The sequence below is a fragment of the Acidovorax sp. IB03 genome (assembly GCF_016406015.1).
Classification (GTDB): Bacteria; Pseudomonadota; Gammaproteobacteria; order Burkholderiales; family Burkholderiaceae_C; genus Acidovorax; species Acidovorax temperans.
In genome coordinates this window covers 1-25,169 of sequence record NZ_JAEFCH010000041.1, presented here as the reverse complement: position 1 = coordinate 25,169, position 25,169 = coordinate 1, and the positions used below count along the sequence as shown (strand labels likewise).

The window sequence follows — 25,169 nt, the reverse complement described above, 5'->3', positions numbered from 1 at the left end:
GGAATCAGCCCTTGTGCAGATCAAGCAGACGCCACTGCAGGCGCTGCGCGGCGCAGCAGGCCTTCGTCAATGCAGGCGGCGAGCAGGCGTTGACCCACGCGGCTGCCACGCAGACGGCCCGCCAGGGCCACCAGGCCGATGGTCAGCAGTGGCTCCACAGCGACCAGGCTGGTGTACGAGGCCGCAAACAGAGCCCAGTCAGCCACCGGGGCGGCATCGTTGCTGATGGACAGCCAGAAGCCCACCATCAGGGTCACGCCTGCGTAGTACACGGCATCGAGCTTGAGCACATTGGCCACGCTGATGCCTTGCATCTTCTTGCCCAGGGTGTGGTGCACGGTGACCAGCGGCACGGCCAGGCTCAGGAAGTTGACGGCCAGATGGGCCATGTCCTGCGGCTCAAACACCAGGGCTTGCACCAGCAGGCCCAGGCCAAAGCCAAACAGCGTGGGGATGAAGCCGAACAGCAGGTACACCGGCATGGCGCCCACCAGGTGCAGCTCCGACGGGCCCACGGGCAGGTACCATGCCTGCATCAGCACGCTGAAGAAGAACGCTGCCAGCGCCGTGCGCAGCCAGGCGGTGGGGCTTTTGAGCAGGCCCAGGGCATGGGTGCCCAAAAGGGCCTTGGCCGCGACGCCTGCGTAGGCCAGCTTTTCGGGGGAGATGATGCCGATTTCGATGTGCATGGGAGGTTTCCTTTCAAGAAACGGACGGGGGTGAAAAAGGGGTGGAGGACGCAGCGGCCATGCGGGCGATGGACACGGTGGCGTTCTTGCCATCGGGCCCGCGGAATTTGTGCTTTTCCACCACCAGGGCGCTCAGATCGGCCTGTGCCGCCAGCAGGGCAGCGGCCTCGCTCACCGAGGGGGTGCCCATGTAGCGCTGCACGGTGGCCGAGGGGTTGGGCACGGGCACAGCCGCCAGTTGCGCGGCGCTGTACCAGTGCAGAGGCCAGCCATGCTGCGCGGCCAGTTGCAAAAAGGCGGCTTCGTCGGCCTTGGCTTCAATGCTCGCCAGCACCGCCACATCGGCCAGCGTGCCACCGGCCAACGCCAAGGCCTGCTGCAGGCATTGCTGCACCGTGGCCAGGGGCGTGCCCCGGTCGCAGCCCAGGCCGATGGCAAGGGCAAGGGCCACTGGCGCGGATGATTGGCTTGCTACCGCAGACATGGCTCAGGCCGTAGTGGCGTCTTCAGTCTGGCCCACGGGCGGGCGGTACACCACCAGGCGCTCGGCCCAGTCGGACCAGAGGGTGTTGGGCACATCCGCATGGGTGACCCACAACACGGCCTTGTGGTGATCAGGCCGCACCTGCGCAAACGCGGTGAGGCATTCCACATTGGCGGGCAGCGGCGTGGGCCGGGTCCACCAGCGGGTGCTGCCTGCCTCTTGCACCAGGGCAATGGGCTCGCCGTTGACCACATGGGCCGATACGCGGGTGATGTTGATCTTGGGGGCCTGCACCTGCCAGCCCAGGTGGCGGCCCAGAATGTCTACGGGAATGGTCTTGCCCACATCGGACGCCGTGGTGAGCACGGGCGTGGCACCCAGCAAATCGGCAATGCGCTCGCTCATGGCGTTGGCACCGCCCACATGGCCGGAGAGGACGGGAATGACGAACTGGCCCGCATCGTCCACCACCGTCACGCCGGGGTCTTCGTCCTTGGACTTGAGCACCGGTGCAATCAGGCGCACCACGGCGCCGAGCGAGACGAAGAACACCAGCTGGTCGTAGCCGGCAAACAGCGGAGCCATCTCGTCACGCAGGGCACCTTCGTAGGCGCGCACGGGGTTGGGCAGGCCGTCAAACGCCTGCGCAAACTTGGCGGCGGTGCAGATGTGGGCCTCGGGCAAGTCACGCGCCAGCTGGGCAGCCTGCGCCGCGCCGTGGCGGGTGATGGCGACGATGCAGACGCGGGTCTCCTCGGGGGGACGCGCCAAATCGGTAGGGGTAGAGGCGGTGGTCATTCTTCGGTCTCCAGTGCGGTGCTGGCGTTGTCTTCTGCGGGCACAGGCGATGTCTTTTTGAGGCAGCCCTTGATGCGCTCACCCCGTATGCGGTGCGGGTTCTTCACGATCATGAGCGAGAGGTAACTGACCTTGGTGCCGCGCAGGGTGGGCAGGTCCACGCCGTTCACGCTGCGTTCGTCCGGCGCACCCACGCGCTCGATGAACTGGGTGTGGGGCAGCAGCTCTCGCAGGGTCAGCCAGTTGATCAGGTCGTCCATCAGCGGCTTGACCTTCATGAGCACCAGGGTGTCAAAGTCGGTGAGCAAACGGTCCACCGCGCTCACGCCGTAGGCGGCGGGCACGATGGCAATGGTGTCGTCCTGCTCCGCCAGGGGCATGCCACGGGCGGCGCAAGCGGCCGCGAAGGCGTTCACACCTGCAATCACCGGCACGTCAATGCGCGCATCCAGCGCCTGCACCGTGCGGGCGAGGTGGCCAAAGGTGGCGTAGGTGCTGGCGTCGCCCTCCACCAGAAACAGCACGTCCTGCCCCGCCAGCAGCCAGGGCAGCACCGTCTCTGCGGCGCGCATCCAGGCGCGGGCCAGCTTGTCGCCGTCGTGCGTCATGGGGAACAGCAGCGTCTGGTGCTGTGCGGGCGGCGCAAGCCCGGCACGCTGCACGATGTCAAACGCATAGCTGGGCGTTTTGGTGCTGCGCGCGGGGTAAGTCCACACGGCATCGGTGCGCTGCAGCTGCGCCCACGCTGCGCGGGTAATGAGGCCAGGGTCGCCGGGGCCGAGGGAGACGCCGATGAGGCGGCCCAGTGCAGGGGGATTCTGAAGCATGGTCTCGCTCATGCGGCCTCCCCTTGCGCGGTTTGCACGGCTGACGCGGCCGGCATCGCACTGCCCTCGCCGCGCTGCGCGCACACGATCCACACGGGGTTTTCTGCCGCCATGCGGTGCATGTGCAAAATGGGTTTGCTGCGGGCCGCCTGCAGTTGCAGCACATCCCACACCGCCCCTTGAGCCTGTAGCGCTTGCGTGGCGCTGGCCAGGTTTTCGAGCGTGACAAAATTCATCACCAGCCAGCCGCCCGTGCGCAGGCGGCGCAGGCACAGGGCGATCAGCTCTTGCAGCTCGCCGCCCGAGCCGCCGATGAACACAGCGTCCGGGTCAGGCCAGGCGTCCAGCCCCTCAGGAGCCTTGCCGTGCACCAGCGTGTGGTTGCTCACGCCAAAGGCACGGGCGTTCTGGCCTGCAATGGCGAAGTCAGCCTCGTTTTTCTCGATGGCCCACACATGGCCTTGCGGGCACAGGCGGGCGGCTTCAAGCCCCACCGAGCCGCTGCCCGCGCCAATGTCCCACACGCGGCTGTCGGCACGCAGTTGCATGCGGGCCAGCGACACGGCGCGCACCTCTTGCTTGGTGATGAGGCCTCCATCTCCCAATCCTTTGGGCTGGCGCTGGTGGTAGGCGCTGTCAGCCAGGCCCATGCGCACGGGCTGCGGGCGCACCTGGCTGCGCACCAGCACCACCACGTTGGGGCCGGCAAAGGTCTGCTGCGCGGCGTCGTGCGGTGACAGCTCGGCCACCACGCGCTCATCGGGCGTGCACAGGCGCTCGGCCACGGCCATCTGAAAATCGTCGCCCAGGCCTTCGGCCACGATTAGGCGGGCAATGCGACCCGGCGTGTTGTCGGGGCTGGTGAGCACCAGCAGGCGGTCGTGCTGGCGCAGGCTTTGCGCCAGGGCATACAGGCCGTGGCCGGGCTCTGCGCCCACGCGCCATTCGCCTGCGTCCTTGCTGTGCACGGACACAATGCGCGCATCCTGCCAGGCCAGACCCAGGCGAGCGCAGGCGAGCTGCACGGTCGATAGATTGGGCAGCACCTCCACAGCCTCAATGCACAGGCGCGATGCGAGGTAGCTGGCAATGCCGTGGCACAGCGGGTCGCCCGTGGCCAACACCACGCTGGTCTGGCCTGCTTCGCGTGCCGCAGCAATCCAGCCAGGCACGGCGCTGAGTTGTCCCGTCAAATCGCGGCGCTGGGCGTGGGGGGCGATGTCGTCTTCCAGCAGCGCCAGCGTGCGGGCACCGCCAATGACCCAGTCGGCCCGGCGCAGCAGGGCCAGGGCGGTGAGGCTGAGGCTGGCGGCCCCGTCGTCGAGCACGCCGATCACGCGGCAAGGTTGGGGGTCGGTCATGTCGATGGGAAATGAGTTGAATCGGCTTCGGCCATCTTCAGGCCGTCAAAGTCGCACACCAGCACCTGCAGGCGGAACTTGCCGCCGTAGCGGTCAGGGGCCATCAGCGTGCGCACCACGGCCTGGGCAAGGGCTTCATGGAAGGCTGTGGCCAGGCCCAGGGCCTGCATGCGCTCGGCAGCAAAACGGGCGGTTTCAGCGGCGGCAATCTCGGCGCACACCTCGGGCGGCGCACCAATGCGGGCGGCCAGTTGGGCGAGCAGCTCGGTGTCCACCTCGGCGCGGTTGGCGTGGGTGATGGTTTCGCCCTGGGCGATTTTGGTCAGCTTGCCCACCATGCCGCCAATGACGACTTCGGTCAGGCCCTGGGTCACGGCTTCATCGAGCGCATAGCGCAAAAAGTCGCCCATCTGCACAAAGCAGGCGGGGGGCAGACCAGCGCGCTCTTTCATCGCAAACTGCTCGGTGCGCCCGCCGGTGGTGAGCACCACTACGCCGTGGCCCAGCGTGGCCGCTACCTGCACGCCCTGCACCACGCTGGCACGGTAGGCCGAGGTGGAATACGGCTTGACGATGCCGGTGGTGCCCAGGATGGAGATGCCGCCCAAAATGCCCAGACGGGCGTTGATCGTCTTGCGCGCCATCTCCACACCCTGGGGCACGGAGATGGTGACCTCCAGCCCCGCATGGGCCAGCAGCGGCGCACCTGCAGCACGCACGTTGTCTTCAATGTTGCGGCGGGGCACGGGGTTGATGGCCGGGCCACCCACTTCCAGACCCAGCCCGGCCATGGTGACGGTGCCCACACCAAAGCCGCCACACAGGCGCACCACCCCGGCCTCGCCGGGCAGCAGGCGCACATCGGCGGTGAGGTGGGCCTTGTCGGTGCAATCGGGGTCGTCGCCCGCGTCTTTGATGACCATGGCGTGGGCCGTAGCAGGGGCCTCTGGATTGCTGACATCACAGCGCCCGTCGTTCACCGCAAAGCGCACCGTATCGCCGTTGGGCAGCAGGCAGTCCACCATCTCAGGCACAGCGCCATGCACCAGGCCCTGCACGGCCGCACGCGCAGCAGCTGCGGAGCAGGCCCCGGTGGTGAAGCCGGTGCGGGTGCCACGGCGAACGGTTTTTTCCATCATGGCCGCAGTGCCTTTACACCTGCAGACCGGTTTGCGCCACCTGTGCGGTCAAGGCAGCTTGTGTGGCAACCTGCGCCACCAGCGCCTTCTGGCGCGACTCCGCCAGGGCCAGCAAAGCGTGCAATGCAGCCACCACCAGCGTGGAGCCGCCCTTGCGGCCGCGGATCACGATCCAGGGCACTTCGTTCTGCGCGGCAATCAGGTCTTTGGATTCAGCAGCAGATACAAAGCCCACCGGCATGCCCACGACCAGTGCCGGACGCACGCCCTCCTCTGCAATCAGGCGGGCCAGCTCGATGAGCGCCGTGGGTGCGTTGCCAATGCCGACGATAGCCCCCTGCAGCAGGCACAGGCGGTGGGCTTTGCGCATGGCCTGCACCGCGCGGGTGGTGTCTTGCTGCTGGGCCAGCAGCACCACGTCCGCATCCGAGATGAACTGGTGGGTGTGCATGCCAAAGTGCGCCAGGCGCGGAATGGACAGGCCTGAGCAGATCATTTCCACATCGGCCACCACCGGAGTGCCGCCGCGCAGCATGGCGGTGATGCCAGCGTGCACGGCCTGCGGGTGAAAGTCTGTGAGACCGTTGAAGTCGAAGTCCGCATTCGCGTGGATCATGCGGCGCACGATGGGCCACTGCTCTGCGGTGTAGCTGTGCGCCTGGACCTCTGCGTCGATGATGGCAAAGCTGTCGTGCTCGATGGCCTGACCCGCACGCGTGAGCTGTTCGGTGACGGTGTTGATGGTGCTCATGCCGCTTGCCCCTCGGCGTGGACGGGGTGGTGGACAGCATGGACATGCCCATGTTCCTGGTCATGCCCGTGATGGTGGGCATGGCTATGGTCGTGTGCATGGTCATGCGCAGGCCCATGGCCGTGCACATGCACCACCGCCTCTGTGGCCGGTGCGTGGGCATGGGTGTGCTCATGGCTGTGCCCATGGCCCATGTCGTGGGCAATCTCGCGGTACTTGCAGCCGTCGCAGGGCAGCTTGGCGTCGGGCACGCCCGCGCGCAGGTCGGCCACGCGCTGCTCCAGCAGGGCAAAGATTTCTTTCTCAAACCCGAAGTACGAAGACTGGGCAAACCGCACCTGCGGGTACTGCTGGCGCAGGTGATCCACCTGGCGGGCAATGCGCTGCATGAGCGTGCCGGTGAACAGGTAGTACGGCAACACCACCACCTGCTTCATGCCCAGCATCACCTGCCGCTGCACAGCGCGCTCCAGGCGCGGCCAGGTGATGCCGGTGAAAGCCAGGTCCACCAGCTCATGGTCGGTCTCTTCCATCAGCCAGCGGGCCATCTTGGCCACGTCGCCATTGGCCTGGCGGTCCGACGAGCCGCGCCCCAGCAACACCACGCCGGTGGTGGTGGGGTCGGGCATATCCAGCTCGCTCATGCACTTGCGCAGGTTGCGGCGCAGCACATCCAGGATGGGGTCGCATGCGGTGAGGTGCGGGCCATACAGAAATTCAGTGCCGGGGCAGTGTTCGCGGGCGTGTTCGATGGCTTCGGGAATCTCCATCTTCACGTGGCCTGCCGCATTCAGGATGAGCGGCAGCACCAGCACGCGGCGGGCATTGCGTGCGGCGTGCAGCAAGCCGTCGTGCAGGCTGGGCGGCGCAAACTCGATGAAGCACACCTCAATGTTCCAGCCGGGCTGGCGTGTGCGCCACTGGGCCACAAAGCGGTGGATTTCGTCGTTGCCCTCGGGCTCGCGCGAGCCGTGGCCGATGAGCAGGATGGTGTCTTCGTGGCGTGCGCCGTGGTGTGTACCGTGGGGCGTGGCTGGGGTTTGCATCAGGAAGTCTCCGTGGGCGTGGCAGGCACACTGGCCTTGCGAAAGCGGTGGGTGAAACTGGCGTCGTACAGCTTGGACTTGGCGAGCGTGGGCCAGTGGCGTGCGCCCAGGTTGGGGCTGGCAATCACCATGGCCTGGCTGACCACCTTGGCGTCGCGGCAGCGCTGGCGGATGTCGGCCAAGGTGCCGCGAATGATGAGCTCCTCACCCGGCCAGCTGGCCTTGTGCACCACCAGCATGGGGGCGTCATCGGCCCAGCCAGCGGCGCGCAATTGCTCCTGCACCTTGTGCAGCAGGGTGATGGACAGGAAGATGCACAGCGTGCAGTGGTGGCGCGCCAGCTCGGCCAGCGACTCGCCTTCGGGCATGGGCGTGCGGCCTTCCACGCGGGTGAAGATCACGCTCTGCGTGACTTCGGGCAGCGTGAAACTCTCAACCGCCGCTGCCGCAGATGCCATGGCCGAGGACACGCCAGGCACCACCCGCACGGGCACCCCAGCGGCATCGAGCGGCTGCACCACTTCAATCAGCGCGCCATACAAGGCAGGGTCGCCCGTCTGCAGGCGGATGACCACAGCGTGCTGCTGCGCCTGGGCAATGAGCCACGCGGCCATCTGCTCCAGCGTCATGTCCTTGCTGTCGGCAATGGTGCAGCCGGGCGGTGCCCAGCGGGTCACCGCCTCATTGACCAGCGAACCTGCAAACAGGATGGCTCCCGCCCGCTCAATCAGGGAGCGGCCCTTGACGGTGATGAGCTCCGGATCGCCCGGGCCCGCGCCCACAAACCAGACGGTACCGACCGTCATGGCTGGCGCCAGCCCCAGCTGCCCATGGATGTGCCATGACCCGCCAAATGCTGCGCCGCTGGCTGCATCGCCAGCACAAAGAAATTCAACATGAAAACGACCCGGACTGACCCAGACCCCTGCCTCCCCGCAGGTTCTGTGAAATGGGTGGGCACGTGGCTCACCCGCTTGTCGGCCGGTCTCCGGGCTGGCGAGATGTTCCTGCGAATCCTTCCCAGGCTCTCGGAACCCAGTGGACATGTGACGCAGGCTGAAGGCATGCAGCCTTCTCTCGCTTACCGTTGCGGGGGCAGCTCAGGTTAAGCGCGACTCGTGGTGGGCCGCGCTCTCCTGTTTCCCGTTTAACTGTGCCGTTGCAATAACGGCACGAGCACCAACGGGGGCGAGTATAGGGCCTGTGAGGATCGGGTCAACGAAAGGTCACGCTGGCGCACAGCCCGCGCTGGGGTGTTCGTCCCCATCCCTCCAAGGCGGCCCACACCTGCTGCAAGCCATCCACTTCACCCGCCTGCAGGCCGTGGTTGGCACCGGCCAGGCGCAGCGCGCAGTAGGGTGCGTTGCGGTGTTGGGCACGCTGGGCAAATTGTTCGTAGGCGGGGGGGGGCACCATGTCATCGGCATCGCCCCAGGCGTGCAGCACGGGCCATGGCCCCTGCAGCAAGGGTTGTTGCACCGGCCATTGCCACAGGTCGCGCCAGTAGCGCAGGCTGCGCCCCTGCACCACCTGCGTGTCCGCACCAGGCCCGGCCTGGGCACGGCCCAGCGCAGCCCAGTCTGCTGCATGCCCGAGGCGCTCGGCCTGCATCTGGCCGGCATCACGCGGGTCCAGCCCACTGCCCGCCATCATCACCAGGCCCGCCAGCCCAGCGCCTGCGCTGGCTGCCAGGTATGGCAGCAGTTCCACCCCTTCCGAAATACCCACCAGCAGCCATGGCACGTCGGTATGGCTGTGACCTTGCGTCGTGGTGAGCTGTTTCAGCGCGGCGCGCGCGTGGTGGGCCCATGCAGAAAGGTGGTCAGCCTGCACAAAGCGCGCGGGGCAATCGGCCGCTGGCGTGGTGTCTGCAGGGTGTACGCCCGGCTTGTGCAGCACAGTCACCTGCGCGTGCAACAGGCCGCGAAAGTAGCGATCAGCAAAGGGCCCCATACCGGCGCAGCCCGAGCCAGGAACGACCACCACGCGGTAGCGTAGGGGTGGCACCAGCGGGCCCCGCTGCAGGGCCCACAGCTCCTCACCGTGGGCCCCTGGCAGGCGCTGCGCAGAGAAGCGTTCGGCGCCACTGGCTGGCGCTGCAGGCCCCTGAACCGAGCAGGCTTGCAGGCTGAGCGCCGCCAGAAAAAAGGCCAGCACAAGGCTGGCCTGGGCAACGCCGGGGCGGTGGGGCTGGGTCACCTCAGCAGCGCACGTCATGCCCACGTTGTGCAACCCGGCCCACCCCACCCATCACTTGAGGATGAGCACCTGTTCAGGCTGCTGCGGCACTGGCACAGGCTGAACCTGGCCACCACCGGCGGGGTACCCCATGGGCTGGGGTGGGCGCACACCGCGCGAAAGGTGCGCGTCGGTGTAGCCGAGCTGGTTGGCCAGCTGCAGGTACACGTCTTGCGCGAGGCTTTGCGAGGTCTCGCGGATCACCTTGGCGCGGTTGGGCGGGGCAATGTCACCACGGGTGGAGAGGATCTTGGTGTCGTTGCCTTCACCTTGGGCGGAGAACGCCGCCTTGATCTCGTAAGTCTTGGTGTTGATCAGCGAGAAGTCGGCCAGCAGTTGGAGACCGTACTGGCGTGTGGCGTTGCTGGTGCCCTGGATGGGGTGCAGCGCATCGGTGAAATCGATGCTGGAGACCACACCAAACAGCACGTAGTCGGCGCCGTTGAATTCACCCTTCTTGATACGGGCAATCACGTCGGTGACCTGGGGCTGCGCCTTGGGCGTGGCCATCTTGCCGCCCTGCACCTGGTTGAGCACCTGCTCAGCCTTGGAAGGCTGCGGCGTGCCCGCGTCAAAGCCCTTGCCCTGCACCAGGCGGAAGTAGGTGCCTTGCAGCAAGGCACCCTTGATGTCGTTGGTGTAGCCACCCAGCTCGCGCTGCTCGATGTAGCTGTAGGTACCGGCCACGTAGGTGCCGCTGGCCTGCTCAGACGCCTGCACCGACTGGCTGCCCGAATACGAGCCGCCACCGCCGTACATGCCGTGGCTGTGGCTGCCGCCCTGGCTGCTGCGGGCGCTCATCTGGGCGCTGCGCTGGTAGGCACCAGCCACGAAGTATTCCGACACGCGCTGGGCATAAGCCAGATCGGTCACGGCGATTTTGGGGGCCGCGTTTTGCGCCAGGGCGCTGCTGCCCCAGGTCAGCGTGGTGGCGGCGACCACGGCCAGGGCCGTGTGCAAGGTGGTTCTGCGTTGCATGGTGTGCTCCGTCACTTCTTGCTCGTTTTGCGGATTTCTTTCTCGTCCTGCCATTCGATCGTGCCTTCCTGCACGTCAAACATCTTCAGCGTGAACTTGTAGAACACGTCCTTGGTGGTGTTGTTCTGCTTGACGATGCTGGTCAGCTCGCCTTCAAGCTGGTACTTGGCCGCCGTCATCTGGCCGACCTTGGCGGTGGTGTTCTGCTTGTACAGGCCGCTCTGGTTCTGGCGCTGCAGTTCGTCCACGCCTTGCTGCATTTCATTGATGGAGCGCGTGAAACGCACCTTGCCCGACTTGACCAGCGCGGTCTGGATCGAGTTCATCACGTTGGTGGTGTCGATGTACTCGCTGGTCTTGTTCTTGACGGTGGAGATGGTCACCGTGGGGCGGCCCTGGAAGATGCCAGTTTCGAGCAGGCTGCCGGTCATCTTCTCGGCAATCATCTGCAGGTCAGACGAACCGAATTCGTTGGTCACCAGCTCCACGCCCTTGGCGTCGCCGTAGTTGACCTGGCGGTCAAAGCGCACGGTGGGGGACGACAGGTTCTGGCAGGCCGACAGGGCCAGGGTGCTGGCAGCAAAGGCCACGATGAGCGCGGTGCGCTGGAAGTTGCGTTGCATGGTGTTTTCTCTCTCTACAAGACGGTCAATGCGTTGTGTGAACAGCGCTTCAGCGCGGCTCGACGTTCATTTCCAGGCGCAGGTCCACGGCCGCGCCGGTGGGGGCCACGCTCTTGATGGTTTGCTGGCCCAGGCCCAGCACGGTGAGTTGCTTCCACGACTCGCCATCGCCCACCTGGTTACCCACGTTGTCCAGCCATTTGAAGCGGTAGAACAGCGTGCGGTCACTGCGCACGGAGCTGGACAGGTCGGCCTGCACCGACAGGATGTCGTTCTTGCGCACCAGGCGCATTTCGCGCACGGCGATGCCGTTGGCTTCACCGCGCAGGGCCACTTTGGCGGCCACGGCGGCAGGGGTTGCGGGGTCGTGCTGCTGGGCGCCGGCAGCGCCGGCCAAACCCACGCAGGCGGCGCACAGGGCGCTCAGGAAGATGCGGTTGGTCATTGAAAAGATTCCTTCAGACAAATCGTGAAATGGGCCAATGGACTGGGCGGTATGCGCTCAGTTTTTAGCAGCAGGTGTCGGGGCAGCCGTGCGGGAGTTGGCCACAGGCTTGCTGGTCGTGGTGCGTGTGGCTGTGCGGGCAGCAGGCTTGGCTGCAGGGGCTGCGGCTTCCACGGGCACAGAGCCCACAGGAGCGAGCTTGCCCAAGCTGGCCACGTCGCCCATCAGCACGGTGTTTTCGTACAGGCGCAGGGGCACCAGAGCGTACTGGCCGTCGATCTTGACGGGGTCAGGCAGCGCACGGCCGTTCACTGTGACGACGTGCTCACCCGGAGGCAGGTAGCCGCGGGCGATGTAGACACGGCCGGGCAACATGCGCCACATGCGGTCATCGGCCACCTCGGTCGCAGCCGAGGCCACAGCGCCAATCAGGCCACCCACCAGACCGCCACCCTTTTGCAACTCGTTCTGCATCACGCCTTTGGCGATGGCACGGGTCACGCCGCGCAGCACCATGCCGGGCATTTCGTCCTTCAGGGCACGGCGGGCCATCACGTTCACGTCCACCACTTTTTCCAGCTTGAGGTCGGTGCCTGCAGCCGACAGCGTGGTCAGCAGCGGGTCCTTCGAGGGCTCAATCACGGGGTAGGAAATGCTGGTCAACACCATGCCACGGCCCGTGGGTACGGGCAGTTGGAACGCCTTGGGCTTGCGCGCAGGAGCATCACCCGCTTCCACCACGAACAGCACGTCCGTCATGCGCTGGCGGCGCTTCCAGGTGAAGCTGGTGCGGTTGTCCAGGCCGCGCAAGCCCTCTTCCAGCACGCCGGTTTCGGGTTTGAGCTCAATCGCCTTGCGGTAGCCGGGAGCGGCCAGGCCGGATTCGCCCAGCACTTCGTACATGAAGCCCGCCAGGTAGTGGCTCAAGGCATTCTGGTAGCCGTTCTTCAGCGCCAGCACTTCGGGGTCGTTCAAGGTTTCCACGGGGTAGCCGTTGAGCTCCTTGCCGCCTGCCGCGGCGCCCTTGGACTTGGCTTCTTCTTCAGCCGCCAGGGTTTCCTTGGAGCGGAACTCGGCAATGATGGCCTCGCGTTCGTGCGTGCGCTTGATGTCGACACGGGCGTTTTCAAAGTCGCCCACGGCCACGCGGTTCATGGCCAGGCGGGTGGTGAGCCACACCTTTTCGTAGTCCTGGCCTTCGTAGTTCTTGAGCCGCTCGCTGATCAGCGCGGCGCCCACGGTGCCCATGAGCTTGGAGGGATTGGTCTTGGCGGTTTCTTCCCATTCCTTGACCTTGATGTCCGCCAGCAAAAACGCGTTGGTGCTGTCTTCGTAGCGGCGATCCATGCGCAGCAGCTCGCCCCGCTCCAGGTTGTAGAGCAGCGCGGTCTTATCGTCCTCAGACTTGGCAGAGGCTTCCAGCTGGGCCAAGGCTGCAGGAATGCCGCCGGTGCGGCCTGCCGACTGCACATCGCTGGCCAGCTTGTCGTGGCTTTGCATGCTGGCGCAACCGGTCAAGGCCGCGCTCAAGGTCAATACCCACAGCAGACGGGGGCGAAAGTGCGCAAGAGATTTCATTTTTTTCCTACAAGAACGATGTACGGGATGTCAGAAAGCCCTGCAGCCCCCACCGCACGCTACCAGCCAAAGCTGACGTCAGCCCTGCTGCGCGCACCAAAGCGGGCAAACAAGGTACGGGTTGCGAGCGGTGAAAGGTGAATCGGTGCCACGGTGCGCCCCCTCCCGGTGCGCAAGCGTGTCAGGCAGTCCCCTCAAACTGTGAGTTTTCTGGAAGTTGTGTTGGCAAATGTCGCCAAATTGGAATGTATCAAACCGCTGTGACTTTTCTACAACCCTAAGGGCCCCTCCAAAGGGCTGCACAGTGAGTCTGGCAAAGCACCAATGCCATAGCGTTCACTTCCTCTGTCCCCGCAAAGGCAGGCGATAAATCCACACCACACGGCCACCCGGAGCACGCAACTGGGCATGGGGCAACACACCGGGCACGGCAAACTCCAGGCTCACCAGCCAGGTGCCGGGGGCCATCTCGGCCTGGGCCTTGGCGGCAGCACGGGCCATGCTTTCGGGCCGCTGGAACAGGTACACCATCTGGTAGCCACTCCAGTCGGTCTTCCACATATCGGCGCGGCGCACCCGGGCCCAGGGGCAGCGCAACGCGCAGGCCACGCGCAGCGGCCAGCTCCATTCGATGCCGTCCAGCGCCACCTGCGGATAGGCCGCGCGCAGCGCCAGCAGGCCGTCACCCAGGCCGCAACCGGCATCCAGCACCCGGGCAGCAGGCGCCAGCGGAGCCTGGGCAGGCAGCGCCTTCAAAGCGTGGCGCGGCGTGGGGAACACGGGCGCATCGCGCCAGGCATTGAGCGGGTACACCAGCAGCAGCAAGGCCAGGGGAACCAGCCAGGCCCAAGCGGGCAACGCCACCCCGCCCACCAGGGCCAGCGAGAGCGGAAACCCGGCGGCAATGAGGCCGCGCCGCCACCAGCTTTCGCCCCACACGCTGGCAGCCGTTCCCAAAAGGCAAGGCAGCAGCAGGGCCCACAGCGGCGCCACCAGGGGCTGTAACACCATGAACAAGAGCCAGGCCGCAGCCCAGGCCAGCAAGGCCGGTAGCGGCCAGGGCAGGCGCAACGTCATGCCCATGCCCCCGCGGTGGCAGGTGGCACCCCGCCCCGGCACGCTGTGGGTGCAGGCAAGGCGGTGCAATGGATGAAAAGGTGGTGCATGGCCGGGGCTGGAAGAAGGCAGTACGGCGCTTCTTGCGGCCGCCCTGCAGCGCAGCAGTGTAGGCGGCTTGGCTGCGCAGGCCGAGGGGTTCAGCCCCAGGCAACGGCCCGGCGCGTGGCAAAGTTCACAGTCTGGCCCGGCAGGCTGTCAACGCGGGCGCGCAAGGCGGGCGCAAGCCCTGCGGCTGGCCCATCCACGCGGGGCCAAAAAGATGCGGGCAGCTCAGCCCCGCAGGCGCTCGATCAGGCCGTTGAGTTCTTCCAGAGAACCAAACTGGATGGCCAGCTCGCCCATGTCCTCCATGCGCCCTGCCCGCTTCACGCGCTTTTTGACGCGCACTTCCACGGCGGCCATCAGCAGGTCTGACAGTTCTTCTTCCACGCGTTTCATGTCGCGCGACTTTTCCTTCTTGGGTTTTTGGGGCACCAGGTTGAATTCGGCACCGATCTTCTTGACCAGGCTTTCAGCTTCACGCACCGACAGCTTCTTGGCCGCGATCTGGTTGCCCGCGGTGATCTGCGCGGCGCGGTCCAGCGCCAGCAGTGCCCGGGCGTGGCCCATGTCGATGTCACCCGCCATGAGCATGGTCTGCACGGGTTCGGCCAGGTTGAGCAAACGCAGCAAATTGCTGGCCGCGCTGCGCGAGCGGCCCACGGCCTGCGCGGCCTGCTCGTGCGTGAGGCCAAACTCGCGAATCAGGCGCTGCAGGCCCTGCGCTTCTTCCAGCGGGTTCAGGTCTTCACGCTGGATGTTCTCGATCAGCGCCATGGCCGCAGCGGCCTCGTTGGGCACCTCGCGCACCAGCACAGGCACTTCCGCCAGCCCAGCCAGGCGAGAGGCCCTGAAGCGCCGCTCGCCCGCGATGATTTCGTACTTGCCCGCGTTCTCTCCATCCACCAGACGGCGCACCAGAATCGGCTGCATGATGCCCTGGGCCTTGATGGATTCGGCCAGCTCATACAGCGCGCCTTCGTCCATCCGCGTGCGCGGCTGGTACACGCCGGGCACCAGTTCGGTCAGAGGCAGCGAGCTGGGCAAGCCTGCTTGAACGGCCTGGGCCTGCTCGACTTTTTCTTCGACCTTGGGGCCGAGCAATGCTTCGAGGCCACGGCCGAGGCCCTTGGGTTTTTTGGTAACCATGTCTACAAATTCCTGAAAAGTATGCGGACCATCGCTCAAGCGGCAGCCAGTTGCTGCAGCCAGCCATGGCCTTCGGCCCAATCGCCCAGGCCAGATTCCGCATTGATGTGCCCACGTTCGCCGTAATCCACAAAGCGGGCGCCCCAGGTCTGGGCCAGGGCTTCGGCGCGCTCCAGGCTGCAATACGGGTCATTGCGGCTGCCCACCAGCAGGGCGGGGAAAGGCAGCGGCTGGCGCGCGATGGGGGCCCAGCCGTGGATCTGTGCGGCCAGATCAGGCCGCTCCACATCGCCCGGGGCCACCAGCAAGGCGCCGCGCACCTTGGCCGCATGGCGCGTGTGGGCCGCCCACCAGGCGGTGAGGATGCAGCCCAGGCTGTGCGCCACCAGCAGCACGGGGCCGTCGGCGTCGGCCACGGTTTCTTCCAGCCGGGCCGACCAGTCGCCGCGCAGCGGGCGCATCCAGTCGTGCTGGTCCACGCGGTGGTAGCCGTGCAGCGCTTCCCAGCGGCTTTGCCAGTGGTCGGGGCCAGAGTTCTGCCAGCCGGGCAGCAGCAAGGTGTTGCGGGCGCTGATTACTATCATTTTTATAGCTACTTGCGCTTATTAATCAAGCCTTGGAGACCTTTTTGACTGCAATACCCATGCGCTTGACCCGGTCCACCATCTCTTTGGCGAAATCCACAAACGCGTGGCTGCCCTTGGCAGAGGGGTCGAACACCACACCGGGCAAGCCGTAGCTGGGGGCCTCGGCCAGGCGCACATTGCGGGGGATCACGGTGTTGAACACCTTGTCGCCAAAGTGGTCCTTGAGCTGTTCGCTCACCTGCTGCTGCAGCGTGATGCGCGGGTCAAACATCACCCGCAGCAGGCCAATGACCTGCAGGTCGGCGTTGAGGTTGGCGTGCACCTGCTTGATGGTGTTGACCAGATCGGTCAGGCCTTCCAGCGCGAAGTATTCGCACTGCATGGGCACGATCACGCCATGCGCGCTGCACAGGCCGTTGAGGGTGAGCATGCTCAGGGACGGCGGGCAGTCGATGAGCACGAAGTCATAGTCTGCATCGGCCTCTGCCAGCGCAGCCTTCAGGCGTTTTTCACGCTGCTCCAGGGCCACCAGTTCCACCTCGGCGCCGGCCAGTTCGCGGTTGGCGCCCAGCACCCAGTAGCCGCACTTGTCCGACAGCACCGCGGCCTCTTTGACCGAGGCGGACTCCAGCAGCACGTCGTACACCGACAGCTCCAGCTGGCGCTTGTCCACACCCGAGCCCATGGTGGCGTTGCCCTGGGGGTCCAGGTCCACCATCAGCACGCGCTGGCCAATTTTGGCCAGGCCCGCAGCCAGGTTGACGGTGGTGGTGGTTTTGCCCACACCGCCCTTTTGGTTGGCGATACAAAAAATCTTAGCCATGTGAACGAGCCCGAATTACTTGGAAATGGCCAGCTTGATGCCGAAACCGATGAGGAAGATGCCAGCCAGCTTTTCCAGCACGCGGGCAATGGAAGGATTGGCGCGCATGCGCTCGGCCAGCCGGTGGGTCAACAGCACCACGATCAGGCCATAGGCGAAGGTCAGCGCTGCGATGGTGGCTGCCATGACACCAAAGGTGAGCATGCCCTGGTGGCGCGCTGGATCGACAAACAAGGGGAAGAACGCCATGTAGAAAACAATGGCCTTGGGGTTGAGCAGCGTGATCAACCCTGCCTGCTTGAAATAGTGGCGCGGCTCGATGTGGAGCACGGGTTTGGCACCGGGCTTGGCGGTCAGCATCTTGAAGCCCAGCCAGGCCAGGTAACCGGCGCCCAGCCATTGCACGGCAGCAAATGCCGTGGGGTACGTGGCCAGCAAGGCCGCCACGCCAGCCACCGCAGCCCACATGAGCACCTGGTCGCCAGCAATCACGCCCAGCGTGGCCGCCAGCCCGCCGCGAATGCCGCCCTTGGACGTGGATGTGATAAGTGCCAGATTGCCGGGGCCTGGAATGGCCAGAAACAACACAATGGCGGCGACAAAGGCGCCGTAGTCAGCAATGCCAAACATGATTTCCCCCGGTGCGCTGGAAGGGCGCAGCAAAAAGGCTGCCCCCGAATGAGTTGACGAGTTTACGCGACCCCTGTGGCGGCAACGTGCTGCAAGGCGGCGGCAGCACCACCCAGCCCCAAAAGCACGCCCTCAGACAGGCTGCATCCAGACGATGCAGCGCTCTGCATCCAGCCCCGGCACCGTCAACTGTTCCACGTGAAACACCTTCACGTCTCCAGGCAGCGCAGCAATCTCGTCCGCAGGGTGCTTGCCCTTCATGGCCAGCCACACGCCGTGGGACGCAGCCAGTGCAGAACGCGACCACACCACAAAGTCGGGCAGGGAAGCAAAAGCACGGCAGCTCACCACGTCAAAGGCTTCAGTCAGCGTCTCCACCCGGGCGTGCAGGCCATGCAGGTTGCGCAGCTTCAGCGCCACCGCCGCTTGCTGGATGAAGGCGGCTTTCTTACCCACGGTGTCCACACAGCTCACGTCCAGCTCGGGGCAGCAAATGGCAAACACCACACCGGGCAGGCCACCGCCGGAGCCCACATCCAGCAGGCGCACCCCCCTGCCCTGCACCGCACCACTTTGCGCCAACTGCGCCAGATAGCGGCGCAAGGGCAGCACAGCGGCCAGGCTGTCGAGCAGGTGGTGGGTCAGCATTTCCTGCGGGTCGCGCACGGCCGTCAGGTTGTAGACCTTGTTCCACTTTTGCAGCAGGGCCAGAAATTCCATCAACTGGGCAAGCTGCGGGGCGGGCAGCTCCAGCCCCATCGCAGCCGCACCTTCCTGCAAGCGTGCTTGCAGGGCTTCGGTGGTGGATGCACTCATGCAGCCACCTCACCTTCGGCCTGGGCAGCGTTCAAGGCAAAGTCTTTGAAACCACCCTTCTTCAGGTGCACCATGAGCAGCGAAATGGCAGCGGGAGTAATACCCGTGATGCGCGACGCCTGGCCCAGCGTTTCGGGGCGATGGCGGGTGAGCGCCTGGCGGGCTTCAATGCTCAGGGCTGTCACCTGCATGTAGTCCAGCTCGGCCGGAAGGCGCAATTTTTCGTAATGCGCAGCGCGTTCCACTTCGCCCTTCTGGCGGTCGATGTAGCCAGAGTACTTTGCGGCAATCTCCACCTGCTCGATCACAGGGGCGCTCAGATCACCCAGCGTTTCACGTGAAACATCGGCGCTGGCGTACTTGCCGCCATCCATGCTCACCAGCGCTTCGTAGGTCACATCAGGGCGGCGCAGCAGGTCGAACAGGTTGTATTCGTGCTCAATGCTTTTGCCCAGCACACGCTCCGATTCCGCAGCGGGCAGGTTGCGCGGGTTCACCCAGGTGGCCTTGAGGCGCTCTGTTTCACGTGAAACAGCGTCGCGCTTGCGGCTGAAGGCATCCCAGCGGGCATCGTCCACCAGGCCCATCTTGCGGCCTGCTTCGGTCAGGCGCATATCGGCGTTGTCTTCGCGCAGTTGCAGGCGGAACTCGGCGCGGCTGGTGAACATGCGGTAAGGCTCGGTCACGCCCTTGGTGATGAGGTCATCCACCAGCACGCCCAGGTAGGCCTCGTCGCGACCAGGCAGCCAGGGGCCGTCGCCACGGCATTGCAGCGCGGCATTGATGCCCGCGAACAGGCCCTGGGCCGCTGCCTCTTCATAGCCGGTGGTGCCATTGATCTGGCCAGCAAAGAACAGGCCCTGGATCTGGCGCGTTTCAAAGCTGCTCTTGAGCGAGCGCGGGTCGAAGTAGTCGTATTCGATGGCGTAGCCGGGGCGCAGGATGTGGGCGTTTTCCAGGCCCTTCATGCTGCGCACCAGGTCGTACTGGATGTCGAACGGCAAGCTGGTGCTGATGCCGTTGGGGTAGTACTCGTGCGTGGTCAGACCTTCTGGCTCCAGAAAGATCTGGTGGCTGTCCTTGTCGGCAAAGCGGTTGATCTTGTCTTCCACACTGGGGCAGTAGCGCGGGCCCACGCCTTCGATCTTGCCGGTGAACATGGGGCTGCGGTCAAAGCCGCTGCGGATGATTTCGTGCGTGCGCTCGTTGGTGTGCGTGATCCAGCACGGCACCTGCTGGGGGTGCATGGCCGCATGGCCCATGAAGCTGAACACGGGCACGGTGCCCTCATTCACGCCGCCGGGCATGCCGTCACCCGGTTGTTCCTCGCACTGGCTGAAGTCAATCGTGCGGCCATCAATGCGCGGTGGTGTGCCGGTCTTCAGGCGGCCCTGGGGCAACTTCAATTCCTTGAGACGGGCGCTGAGCGACACGGCGGGTGGGTCCCCCGCCCGGCCGGCGGAGTAATTGTTCAGGCCCACGTGGATCTTGCCATCGAGGAACGTCCCAGCCGTCAGTACCACGGTGCGCGAGCGGAAGCGGATGCCCACCTGCGTCACCGCGCCCACCACCCGGTCGCCCTCCACCATCAAGTCATCCACGGCCTGCTGGAACAGCCACAGGTTGGGCTGGTTCTCCAGCATGCGGCGGATGGCGGCTTTGTAGAGGATGCGGTCGGCCTGCGCGCGTGTGGCGCGCACGGCCGGGCCTTTGGAGCTGTTGAGGGTGCGGAACTGGATGCCACCCTCGTCCGTGGCCAGCGCCATCGCACCGCCCAGCGCGTCCACCTCTTTGACCAGATGGCCCTTGCCAATGCCGCCAATGCTGGGGTTGCAGCTCATTTGCCCCAGGGTTTCGATGTTGTGGGTGAGCAGCAAGGTTTTGCAGCCCATGCGGGCAGCGGCCAAGGCGGCCTCGGTGCCAGCATGGCCACCGCCTACAACGATCACATCAAATTCCTGGGGGTACAACATGGGAGGGCTCCGGGGCCCTGCGGGGCCCAATCAACAAAACACCCGCGCGAGGTTCGCACTGCAAGCCAGGCGGAAGGCCTCGGCAGTCCATCAGGCGCGATTGCGGGTAACCCCTGATTTTCCCACTTTGTGCGCTTTGTGTCTGGGCAACCCTGTGTTTCACGTGGAACACCCCCACGCAGGAATCTTGCCCGGCCGGTGTGCTTCAATGGCACCCATGCCAAACGCCCAACTCCTCATCTTCGCCGGCAGCACCCGCCAGCAATCGTTCAACCGCAAACTGGCCTACGCCACTGCCGCCATCGCGCGCGATGCAGGGGCCAGCGTCACGGTGCTGGAACTGTCTGACTTTGACATCCCGCTCTACAACGCTGACCTCGAAGCCGAGGGCACACCTGCCGATGTGGTGCGACTCAAGCAGGCGCTGTTCGACCACCCCGCCTGGATCATCTGCTCGCCCGAGTACAACGGCAGCTACACCGCCCTGCTCAAGAACACCATCGACTGGGCCTCCAGCCCGGTGAAGGGCCACCCCGATTGGCAGGACGGCACCCGCTCGTTCCGCGGCAAAGTGGTGGGCATGCTCAGCGCGTCGCCCGGCGCCCTGGGTGGCCTGCGCTCACAAAGCCACCTCGGCCCCTTGCTCACCAACCTGGAATGCTGGCTCGCGCCCAAGGCATTTGCACTGGGCTCGGCAGGCAGCGCCTTTGACGAATCAGGCGCCCTGGTGCAGCAAGCCCACCGCGATCGCGTGCGCGCCGTGGTGGATCAGGTGCTGTGGGCGGCTGAACGACTGCAAGCACCGGTCGCGTGAGCATTTCAAGCCAAAACAGGCTCTGGCGCTTATCCAACAAGCGCCAGCAGCTATCAAAACAATAGCAATGGACTGCCGCCCCGGCTGTGGTGCCTGTTGCATCGCCCCTTCCATTTCCACCCCTACTCCGAAGATGCCCCACGGCAAGCGGGCGGGCGAGCCGTGCGCGCACCTCACGCCCACCCTGGCGTGCGATCTGTTCGGCAGCCCCGAGCGCCCCGCCGTTTGCGGCAGCCTCCAACCCAGCGCCGAGATGTGCGGCGCATCGCGTGAACACGCGCTTATCTGGCTGGAGCGGCTGGAGCAGTTGACGCGTCCCGAGGCTTAAACCCTGTGGACAGAACCGGTTCTCAGACACCAACGAGCCACTCACGACATCCAACCCGGCGGTGCGTGGTGTTATTTACCGAGGCACGAGCACGCTTCGCACCAGAAACATAAACTCACAGTTCAAAATACGACTTTTTGTTCATTTTTCATACTTTGCGCACAAAAAGCTACCCGCCTCCGACCTCTCCATGAGTTTTTCGCACACCATCTCGGTCTTGGACTTCACCGCCCAAATTGGCCTGCACGCACTGGCTCAGCTGAGTGGCTCCGGCACCCTGACCACCGCCACCCAGCAGCGCTGCTGGCGCCAGCTGGCACTGGCCCATGTGGCGGGCGCCCCGTTGGTGGACTGGCACCGGCCCGCGCAAGTGGGCGACCTGGAGCAGCTGCAGCCGGATGTGGCGGCAACAGCCGTGTTGATGGGGCCAGGCTCCATCCATTTGCTGGAAGCCGCACTGGGCTCCGATGTGTTGCACACATCGAAGGCCGTCTGGATTTTCCTGCTGCCGAACGCCGTGCTGGCGCGCCATGCCATCGATGCGGCGCTGCGCACCCGCCCGCACCCCAACGTGCAGGTTTTTCAACTCCCCAACAGCGACCCCAAGACGCTGTGGTTCATCCTGATGGAACAACTGGGCAAGCTGCAAGTGCTGGCCCAACCCCCATCGCTCACCAACCAACACACCATGACAACCAATCTCAAAGAATCCATGAACACCGCCATGGGCATCGACGGCGCGATGGCCGTCGCGCTGGTGGACTACCGCAGCGGCATGTGCCTGGCCCAGGCGGGCAGCGGCATGAACCTGGACCTGGCGGCCGCCGGCAATGCGCAGGTGGTGCAGGCCAAGCTGAAAACGATTGAGAGCCTGGGCCTGCGCAAGGGCATTGAAGACATCCTCATCACCCTCATAGACCAGTACCACCTGATCCGCCTGGTGCCCCACATCCCTGGCCTGTTCCTCTACCTCGTGCTGGACAAGAACAAGGGCAACCTGGCGCTAGCGCGCTACAAGCTGACCGACATCGAGCGCACGCTCAAGGTCTGACGCCTCTTAGAACCTGCTCACAGCACGCCCTGAAAAACCGCAGGGCTGCAACCATCGCACACCCCGCATACGATGCACGTTCCGTGATTTCTTGATCTGAGGACACACACCCATGAAGCTGTATTACTCTCCCGGCGCCTGCTCACTCTCGCCCCACATCGTGCTGCACGAAGCCGGCCTGGCTTTTGATGCCGTGCTGGCCAGCACCAAGACGCACAAACTGCAAGACGGCACGGACTTCTACACCATCAACGAACTGGGCTACGTGCCCGTGCTGGAGCTGGACAGCGGCGAGCGCCTGCGCGAAGGCCCCGCCATCGTGCAGTACATCGCCGACCAGGTGCCTGCCAAGAACCTCGCACCCGCCAACGGCACGATGGACCGCTACCGCCTGCAAGAGTGGCTGACTTTCATCGGCACCGAACTGCACAAGGGCCACAGCCCCCTGTTTACCCCCGGCACGCCCGAAGACTACAAGCCCCTGGTGCGCGAACGCCTGCAAAGCCGCTTCACCTGGGTCGACAAGCAACTGGCCGGCAAGGACTACCTGATGGGCGGCTTCAGCGTGGCCGATGCCTACCTGTACACCGTCTCGCGCTGGGGCCAGTTTGTGGGCGTGGACACCTCGGGCCTTGCCAATCTGCAAGCCTTCAAGCAGCGCATGGAGACACGCCCTGGCGTGCAGGCTGCTCTCAAGGCCGAAGGCCTGATCAAGTAAGCCGCCAGCCACCTCGGCAGTCTGGCCAGAGCTGAACCCGATCAGCGCGACCTTTGCAAAAAGGCCGCGCTTTTTTCATGGAGCTCCACCACCCACGACGTTTCACGTGAAACGTCAACCACACCGACCAGCCCTCGGGGTTAGCACAAAAAGAGAGCCCTTGTTGATGCATCCGTCCTGCACGTTTTGCGCAACGGCGGTATTCTTTGCGGGTTAGCCCTTGTGTAGCCTCTTTCTCAGAAAGTGCCCATGACTTCTCTTTTCGAACCCACCCACGCAGGCGACATCGCCCTGGCCAACCGCATCGCAATGGCCCCGCTCACGCGCAACCGCGCACCCGACGCCATTCCCACCGAACTCACCGCCACCTACTACGCGCAACGCGCCACTGCCGGGCTGATCATCTCGGAAGCCACCGCCATCAGCCCTGAAGGCCAGGGCTACGCTGACGTGCCCGGCCTGTACGGCACGGAGCAGCTTGACGGCTGGAAGAAGGTGACGCGCGCCGTGCACGAGGCCGGCGGCAAGATCGTGGTGCAGCTGTGGCACGTGGGCCGCATCTCGCACACCTCGCTGCAGCCCGGCCATGCCAAGCCTGTGGCGCCTTCGGCCATCCGCGCCCATGCCAAAACGGTGCTGCTCAAGGACGGCGTGCCCACCTTCACCGACACGTCCGAGCCCCGCGCGCTCGACGCCGAAGAACTGCCCCGCATCGTGCAGGACTACCGCCATGCCGCGCGCAATGCCATTGCCGCTGGCTTTGATGGCGTGGAAATCCACGCGGCCAACGGCTACCTGATTGACCAGTTCCTGAAGACGGGCGCCAACCAGCGCACCGACGACTACGGCGGCAGCATCAAGAACCGCGCACGCCTGCTGCTGGAAGTGACCCGCGCCATCGTCGATGAAATCGGCGGCGGCCGCACCGGCATTCGCCTCTCGCCCGTCACCCCCGCCAACGACATCGTGGACGAGAACCCACAGCCGCTGTTTGACTACGTGGTGCGCGAACTGGGCAAGCTGGGCCTGGCCTATGTGCACGTCATCGAAGGCGCCACCGGCGGCCCGCGCGAGCTGCCCGACCGCCCCTTTGACTACGCCGAACTGCGCAACGCCTACCGCGCCGCCGGTGGCAAGGGCGCCTGGATGGTGAACAACGGCTACGACCGAGCCCTGGCAGAAGCCGCCTTGGCCAACGGTGCCGACATCGTGGCGTTTGGCCGCCCCTTCATCTCCAACCCCGACCTGGTGGAACGCCTCAAGCAAAACGCGCCGCTCAACGAGCTGAACCGCGACACCCTGTACGGCGGCGGTGCCAAGGGCTACACCGACTACCCCACCCTGGCAGGCTGATCGCTGCGCCCCACGGGCCAGGCAGGGCCGCTCAGCCCTGGCCCAAGGGGCTCTTCACCCGCATCACGATGCGGGTGAAGAGCCGGTCATACGCCGGGTCGCGTGGGCGGCCATGGGCCAGCGGGTTCACGTTGGTGGCAAACGCGGCATCCACGGCAGCCCAGTCATCGTCATCCAGGTACGCCTGCGCTGCAGGCAGCACCATGGTTTCTTCCAGGCGCATGTGCTCGCGGTAAAAGGCCAGGTAGCGCCACAGCGCCTCAGTAAACACCTCACGGCGCCCCTCCCCCATCAGCTCCCAGGCCAGCAGCAAATGCTGCAGCTCGCGCACTGCGGCTTCGCCACGGACATGCTCAGCATCCAGCCGCGCAATCACCTCGGCCACATGGGGCGCACGCTGCGCCACGCGGGGGAACAGGTGCTCGGACTCCTTGGGATGGTGCTCGCGCTCAGGAAACTCGTCTATGTAGAAAAGAATCGCCCGCGCCCCATCGAAGAACGAGGGTGGGTTGTCGCCCGGCCCCTGGTCCACCAGCGCTTGCAAAGAGCGCAGCACTGCAGCAATGGAAGCGTGTTCTTCACGGATGATCTGCAGGCTGACAGCGGACATGGATGGGGGCAACAAAAAACGGAACCGACGAGAGTGCCACGCCCCCACCCATAGGGGCATGACGCAAGTCAACAAACAGCCGGTGCAGCGGCTTCACCTATCTGCCAACCTCACAGGCCACCCACCAAAAACAAAGCCCCCAAGCGGGCAATGCCGCTCAGTTAAGTCTGAGCGGCATTTTTTTGACGGGATACTGGGTCTT

27 protein-coding genes and 1 riboswitch are annotated in these 25,169 nt (G+C 65.2%); of the genes, 5 read left to right on the top strand and 22 right to left on the bottom strand.

Features of this window, described 5'->3' with window-relative positions; genetic code table 11:
• Window positions 1–20: 20 nt before the first annotated feature.
• The 21 genes from IHV84_RS17365 to mnmG all read right to left on the bottom strand — a co-directional run bounded on the left by IHV84_RS17365 (window position 21) and on the right by mnmG (window position 20,093).
• A complete protein-coding gene (locus IHV84_RS17365) occupies window positions 21–689 on the bottom strand; it encodes an energy-coupling factor ABC transporter permease (protein WP_066698111.1) in 669 nt (222 codons plus the stop codon).
• A 13-nt stretch (window positions 690–702) separates the two neighbouring features.
• Entirely contained in the window at window positions 703–1,173 is a 471-nt protein-coding gene (locus tag IHV84_RS17360; RefSeq protein WP_198847800.1) for a cobalamin biosynthesis protein, read from the bottom strand.
• A 3-nt stretch (window positions 1,174–1,176) separates the two neighbouring features.
• The gene (locus tag IHV84_RS17355) at window positions 1,177–1,971 is read right to left on the bottom strand and encodes a cobalamin biosynthesis central domain-containing protein (RefSeq protein ID WP_198847799.1); all 795 of its coding nucleotides are present in this window, start codon (window positions 1,969–1,971) and stop codon (window positions 1,177–1,179) included.
• A complete protein-coding gene (cobI, locus tag IHV84_RS17350) occupies window positions 1,968–2,810 on the bottom strand; it encodes a precorrin-2 C(20)-methyltransferase (protein WP_198847798.1) in 843 nt (280 codons plus the stop codon). Before cobI ends, IHV84_RS17355 begins: the two co-directional genes overlap by 4 nt.
• Window positions 2,807–4,159 carry a precorrin-6y C5,15-methyltransferase (decarboxylating) subunit CbiE gene (gene cbiE, locus IHV84_RS17345; RefSeq protein ID WP_198847797.1) on the bottom strand — a complete coding sequence of 451 codons (1,353 nt, stop codon included), beginning with the start codon at window positions 4,157–4,159 and terminating at the stop codon, window positions 2,807–2,809. The genes cobI and cbiE overlap by 4 nt, the downstream gene beginning before the upstream one ends.
• Window positions 4,156–5,298, bottom strand: coding sequence for a cobalt-precorrin-5B (C(1))-methyltransferase (locus IHV84_RS17340; RefSeq protein ID WP_198847796.1), 1,143 nt, complete (start codon window positions 5,296–5,298; stop codon window positions 4,156–4,158). Before IHV84_RS17340 ends, cbiE begins: the two co-directional genes overlap by 4 nt.
• 13 nt (window positions 5,299–5,311) lie before the next feature.
• Window positions 5,312–6,049: a precorrin-8X methylmutase gene (locus tag IHV84_RS17335; RefSeq protein WP_198847795.1), complete on the bottom strand. Its 738-nt coding sequence runs from the start codon at window positions 6,047–6,049 to the stop codon at window positions 5,312–5,314.
• Entirely contained in the window at window positions 6,046–7,095 is a 1,050-nt protein-coding gene (locus tag IHV84_RS17330) for a sirohydrochlorin chelatase (RefSeq protein WP_198847794.1), read from the bottom strand. Before IHV84_RS17330 ends, IHV84_RS17335 begins: the two co-directional genes overlap by 4 nt.
• Window positions 7,095–7,901 carry a precorrin-4 C(11)-methyltransferase gene (gene cobM, locus IHV84_RS17325; protein ID WP_066694683.1) on the bottom strand — a complete coding sequence of 269 codons (807 nt, stop codon included), beginning with the start codon at window positions 7,899–7,901 and terminating at the stop codon, window positions 7,095–7,097. Before cobM ends, IHV84_RS17330 begins: the two co-directional genes overlap by 1 nt.
• A 155-nt stretch (window positions 7,902–8,056) precedes the next feature.
• A riboswitch (cobalamin riboswitch) is annotated at window positions 8,057–8,294 on the bottom strand.
• A 16-nt stretch (window positions 8,295–8,310) separates the two neighbouring features.
• Window positions 8,311–9,312, bottom strand: coding sequence for an alpha/beta hydrolase (locus tag IHV84_RS17320; RefSeq protein WP_198847793.1), 1,002 nt, complete (start codon window positions 9,310–9,312; stop codon window positions 8,311–8,313).
• Between the two features lie 33 nt (window positions 9,313–9,345).
• Window positions 9,346–10,311 carry a hypothetical protein gene (locus IHV84_RS17315; RefSeq protein WP_198847792.1) on the bottom strand — a complete coding sequence of 322 codons (966 nt, stop codon included), beginning with the start codon at window positions 10,309–10,311 and terminating at the stop codon, window positions 9,346–9,348.
• 11 nt (window positions 10,312–10,322) lie between these two features.
• A complete protein-coding gene (gene lpoB, locus IHV84_RS17310; protein WP_198847791.1) occupies window positions 10,323–10,934 on the bottom strand; it encodes a penicillin-binding protein activator LpoB in 612 nt (203 codons plus the stop codon).
• A gap of 49 nt (window positions 10,935–10,983) precedes the next feature.
• The gene (locus IHV84_RS17305) at window positions 10,984–11,379 is read right to left on the bottom strand and encodes a YcfL family protein (protein ID WP_044397201.1); all 396 of its coding nucleotides are present in this window, start codon (window positions 11,377–11,379) and stop codon (window positions 10,984–10,986) included.
• Window positions 11,380–11,436: 57 nt separating this feature from the next.
• Window positions 11,437–12,957, bottom strand: a complete 1,521-nt coding sequence (locus IHV84_RS17300) for a COG3014 family protein (protein ID WP_198847790.1) — start codon at window positions 12,955–12,957, stop codon at window positions 11,437–11,439.
• A gap of 336 nt (window positions 12,958–13,293) precedes the next feature.
• On the bottom strand, window positions 13,294–14,040 hold the full coding sequence (locus IHV84_RS17295) for a class I SAM-dependent methyltransferase (RefSeq protein ID WP_198847789.1): 747 nt from the start codon (window positions 14,038–14,040) through the stop codon (window positions 13,294–13,296).
• Between the two features lie 306 nt (window positions 14,041–14,346).
• The gene (locus IHV84_RS17290) at window positions 14,347–15,264 is read right to left on the bottom strand and encodes a ParB/RepB/Spo0J family partition protein (RefSeq protein ID WP_066693070.1); all 918 of its coding nucleotides are present in this window, start codon (window positions 15,262–15,264) and stop codon (window positions 14,347–14,349) included.
• 35 nt (window positions 15,265–15,299) lie between these two features.
• Window positions 15,300–15,848, bottom strand: coding sequence for an alpha/beta hydrolase (locus IHV84_RS17285; RefSeq protein WP_198847788.1), 549 nt, complete (start codon window positions 15,846–15,848; stop codon window positions 15,300–15,302).
• Between the two features lie 25 nt (window positions 15,849–15,873).
• Window positions 15,874–16,674, bottom strand: a complete 801-nt coding sequence (locus IHV84_RS17280; RefSeq protein ID WP_198847787.1) for a ParA family protein — start codon at window positions 16,672–16,674, stop codon at window positions 15,874–15,876.
• 15 nt (window positions 16,675–16,689) lie between these two features.
• On the bottom strand, window positions 16,690–17,304 hold the full coding sequence (locus IHV84_RS17275; protein ID WP_198847786.1) for a LysE family transporter: 615 nt from the start codon (window positions 17,302–17,304) through the stop codon (window positions 16,690–16,692).
• Window positions 17,305–17,436: 132 nt separating this feature from the next.
• Entirely contained in the window at window positions 17,437–18,120 is a 684-nt protein-coding gene (gene rsmG / locus IHV84_RS17270) for a 16S rRNA (guanine(527)-N(7))-methyltransferase RsmG (protein ID WP_198847785.1), read from the bottom strand.
• Window positions 18,117–20,093, bottom strand: coding sequence for a tRNA uridine-5-carboxymethylaminomethyl(34) synthesis enzyme MnmG (gene mnmG, locus IHV84_RS17265; RefSeq protein WP_198847784.1), 1,977 nt, complete (start codon window positions 20,091–20,093; stop codon window positions 18,117–18,119). Before mnmG ends, rsmG begins: the two co-directional genes overlap by 4 nt.
• 217 nt (window positions 20,094–20,310) lie before the next feature.
• Between mnmG and IHV84_RS17260 the strand changes: the two genes are divergently transcribed.
• From IHV84_RS17260 to IHV84_RS17240, 5 genes are all read left to right on the top strand, one after another.
• The gene (locus IHV84_RS17260) at window positions 20,311–20,907 is read left to right on the top strand and encodes an NADPH-dependent FMN reductase (RefSeq protein WP_198847783.1); all 597 of its coding nucleotides are present in this window, start codon (window positions 20,311–20,313) and stop codon (window positions 20,905–20,907) included.
• Window positions 20,908–20,974: 67 nt separating this feature from the next.
• Window positions 20,975–21,235, top strand: a complete 261-nt coding sequence (locus IHV84_RS17255; RefSeq protein ID WP_198847782.1) for a YkgJ family cysteine cluster protein — start codon at window positions 20,975–20,977, stop codon at window positions 21,233–21,235.
• Between the two features lie 688 nt (window positions 21,236–21,923).
• The gene (locus IHV84_RS17250; RefSeq protein WP_370541314.1) at window positions 21,924–22,286 is read left to right on the top strand and encodes a hypothetical protein; all 363 of its coding nucleotides are present in this window, start codon (window positions 21,924–21,926) and stop codon (window positions 22,284–22,286) included.
• A gap of 112 nt (window positions 22,287–22,398) precedes the next feature.
• Window positions 22,399–23,004, top strand: a complete 606-nt coding sequence (gene gstA, locus IHV84_RS17245; protein WP_198847781.1) for a glutathione transferase GstA — start codon at window positions 22,399–22,401, stop codon at window positions 23,002–23,004.
• 249 nt (window positions 23,005–23,253) lie between these two features.
• Window positions 23,254–24,357 (top strand): alkene reductase, encoded by a 1,104-nt coding sequence (locus IHV84_RS17240; RefSeq protein WP_198847780.1) that lies wholly within the window; start codon window positions 23,254–23,256, stop codon window positions 24,355–24,357.
• A 31-nt stretch (window positions 24,358–24,388) separates the two neighbouring features.
• On the opposite strand, the gene IHV84_RS17235 is transcribed toward IHV84_RS17240, so the two are convergent.
• Complete coding sequence (locus IHV84_RS17235; RefSeq protein WP_198847779.1) at window positions 24,389–24,967, bottom strand: hemerythrin domain-containing protein; 579 nt, start codon at window positions 24,965–24,967, stop codon at window positions 24,389–24,391.
• Window positions 24,968–25,169 lie beyond the last annotated feature (202 nt).

Coding starts and splice junctions, on each gene's coding strand:
- IHV84_RS17285 (WP_198847788.1), bottom strand. CDS start 15,848: ATGATAGTAATCAGCGCCCGCAACACCTTGCTGCTGCCCGGCTGGCAG.
- IHV84_RS17340 (WP_198847796.1), bottom strand. CDS start 5,298: ATGATGGAAAAAACCGTTCGCCGTGGCACCCGCACCGGCTTCACCACC.
- IHV84_RS17360 (WP_198847800.1), bottom strand. CDS start 1,173: ATGTCTGCGGTAGCAAGCCAATCATCCGCGCCAGTGGCCCTTGCCCTT.
- IHV84_RS17235 (WP_198847779.1), bottom strand. CDS start 24,967: ATGTCCGCTGTCAGCCTGCAGATCATCCGTGAAGAACACGCTTCCATT.
- IHV84_RS17280 (WP_198847787.1), bottom strand. CDS start 16,674: ATGGCTAAGATTTTTTGTATCGCCAACCAAAAGGGCGGTGTGGGCAAA.
- IHV84_RS17275 (WP_198847786.1), bottom strand. CDS start 17,304: ATGTTTGGCATTGCTGACTACGGCGCCTTTGTCGCCGCCATTGTGTTG.
- IHV84_RS17240 (WP_198847780.1), top strand. CDS start 23,254: ATGACTTCTCTTTTCGAACCCACCCACGCAGGCGACATCGCCCTGGCC.
- IHV84_RS17260 (WP_198847783.1), top strand. CDS start 20,311: ATGCCAAACGCCCAACTCCTCATCTTCGCCGGCAGCACCCGCCAGCAA.
- IHV84_RS17315 (WP_198847792.1), bottom strand. CDS start 10,311: ATGCAACGCAGAACCACCTTGCACACGGCCCTGGCCGTGGTCGCCGCC.
- IHV84_RS17305 (WP_044397201.1), bottom strand. CDS start 11,379: ATGACCAACCGCATCTTCCTGAGCGCCCTGTGCGCCGCCTGCGTGGGT.
- IHV84_RS17300 (WP_198847790.1), bottom strand. CDS start 12,957: ATGAAATCTCTTGCGCACTTTCGCCCCCGTCTGCTGTGGGTATTGACC.
- IHV84_RS17365 (WP_066698111.1), bottom strand. CDS start 689: ATGCACATCGAAATCGGCATCATCTCCCCCGAAAAGCTGGCCTACGCA.
- lpoB (WP_198847791.1), bottom strand. CDS start 10,934: ATGCAACGCAACTTCCAGCGCACCGCGCTCATCGTGGCCTTTGCTGCC.
- cbiE (WP_198847797.1), bottom strand. CDS start 4,159: ATGACCGACCCCCAACCTTGCCGCGTGATCGGCGTGCTCGACGACGGG.
- IHV84_RS17355 (WP_198847799.1), bottom strand. CDS start 1,971: ATGACCACCGCCTCTACCCCTACCGATTTGGCGCGTCCCCCCGAGGAG.
- rsmG (WP_198847785.1), bottom strand. CDS start 18,120: ATGAGTGCATCCACCACCGAAGCCCTGCAAGCACGCTTGCAGGAAGGT.
- IHV84_RS17290 (WP_066693070.1), bottom strand. CDS start 15,264: ATGGTTACCAAAAAACCCAAGGGCCTCGGCCGTGGCCTCGAAGCATTG.
- IHV84_RS17295 (WP_198847789.1), bottom strand. CDS start 14,040: ATGGGCATGACGTTGCGCCTGCCCTGGCCGCTACCGGCCTTGCTGGCC.
- IHV84_RS17320 (WP_198847793.1), bottom strand. CDS start 9,312: ATGACGTGCGCTGCTGAGGTGACCCAGCCCCACCGCCCCGGCGTTGCC.
- IHV84_RS17330 (WP_198847794.1), bottom strand. CDS start 7,095: ATGCAAACCCCAGCCACGCCCCACGGTACACACCACGGCGCACGCCAC.
- cobI (WP_198847798.1), bottom strand. CDS start 2,810: ATGAGCGAGACCATGCTTCAGAATCCCCCTGCACTGGGCCGCCTCATC.
- IHV84_RS17335 (WP_198847795.1), bottom strand. CDS start 6,049: ATGAGCACCATCAACACCGTCACCGAACAGCTCACGCGTGCGGGTCAG.
- gstA (WP_198847781.1), top strand. CDS start 22,399: ATGAAGCTGTATTACTCTCCCGGCGCCTGCTCACTCTCGCCCCACATC.
- cobM (WP_066694683.1), bottom strand. CDS start 7,901: ATGACGGTCGGTACCGTCTGGTTTGTGGGCGCGGGCCCGGGCGATCCG.
- IHV84_RS17250 (WP_370541314.1), top strand. CDS start 21,924: ATGACAACCAATCTCAAAGAATCCATGAACACCGCCATGGGCATCGAC.
- IHV84_RS17255 (WP_198847782.1), top strand. CDS start 20,975: ATGGACTGCCGCCCCGGCTGTGGTGCCTGTTGCATCGCCCCTTCCATT.
- mnmG (WP_198847784.1), bottom strand. CDS start 20,093: ATGTTGTACCCCCAGGAATTTGATGTGATCGTTGTAGGCGGTGGCCAT.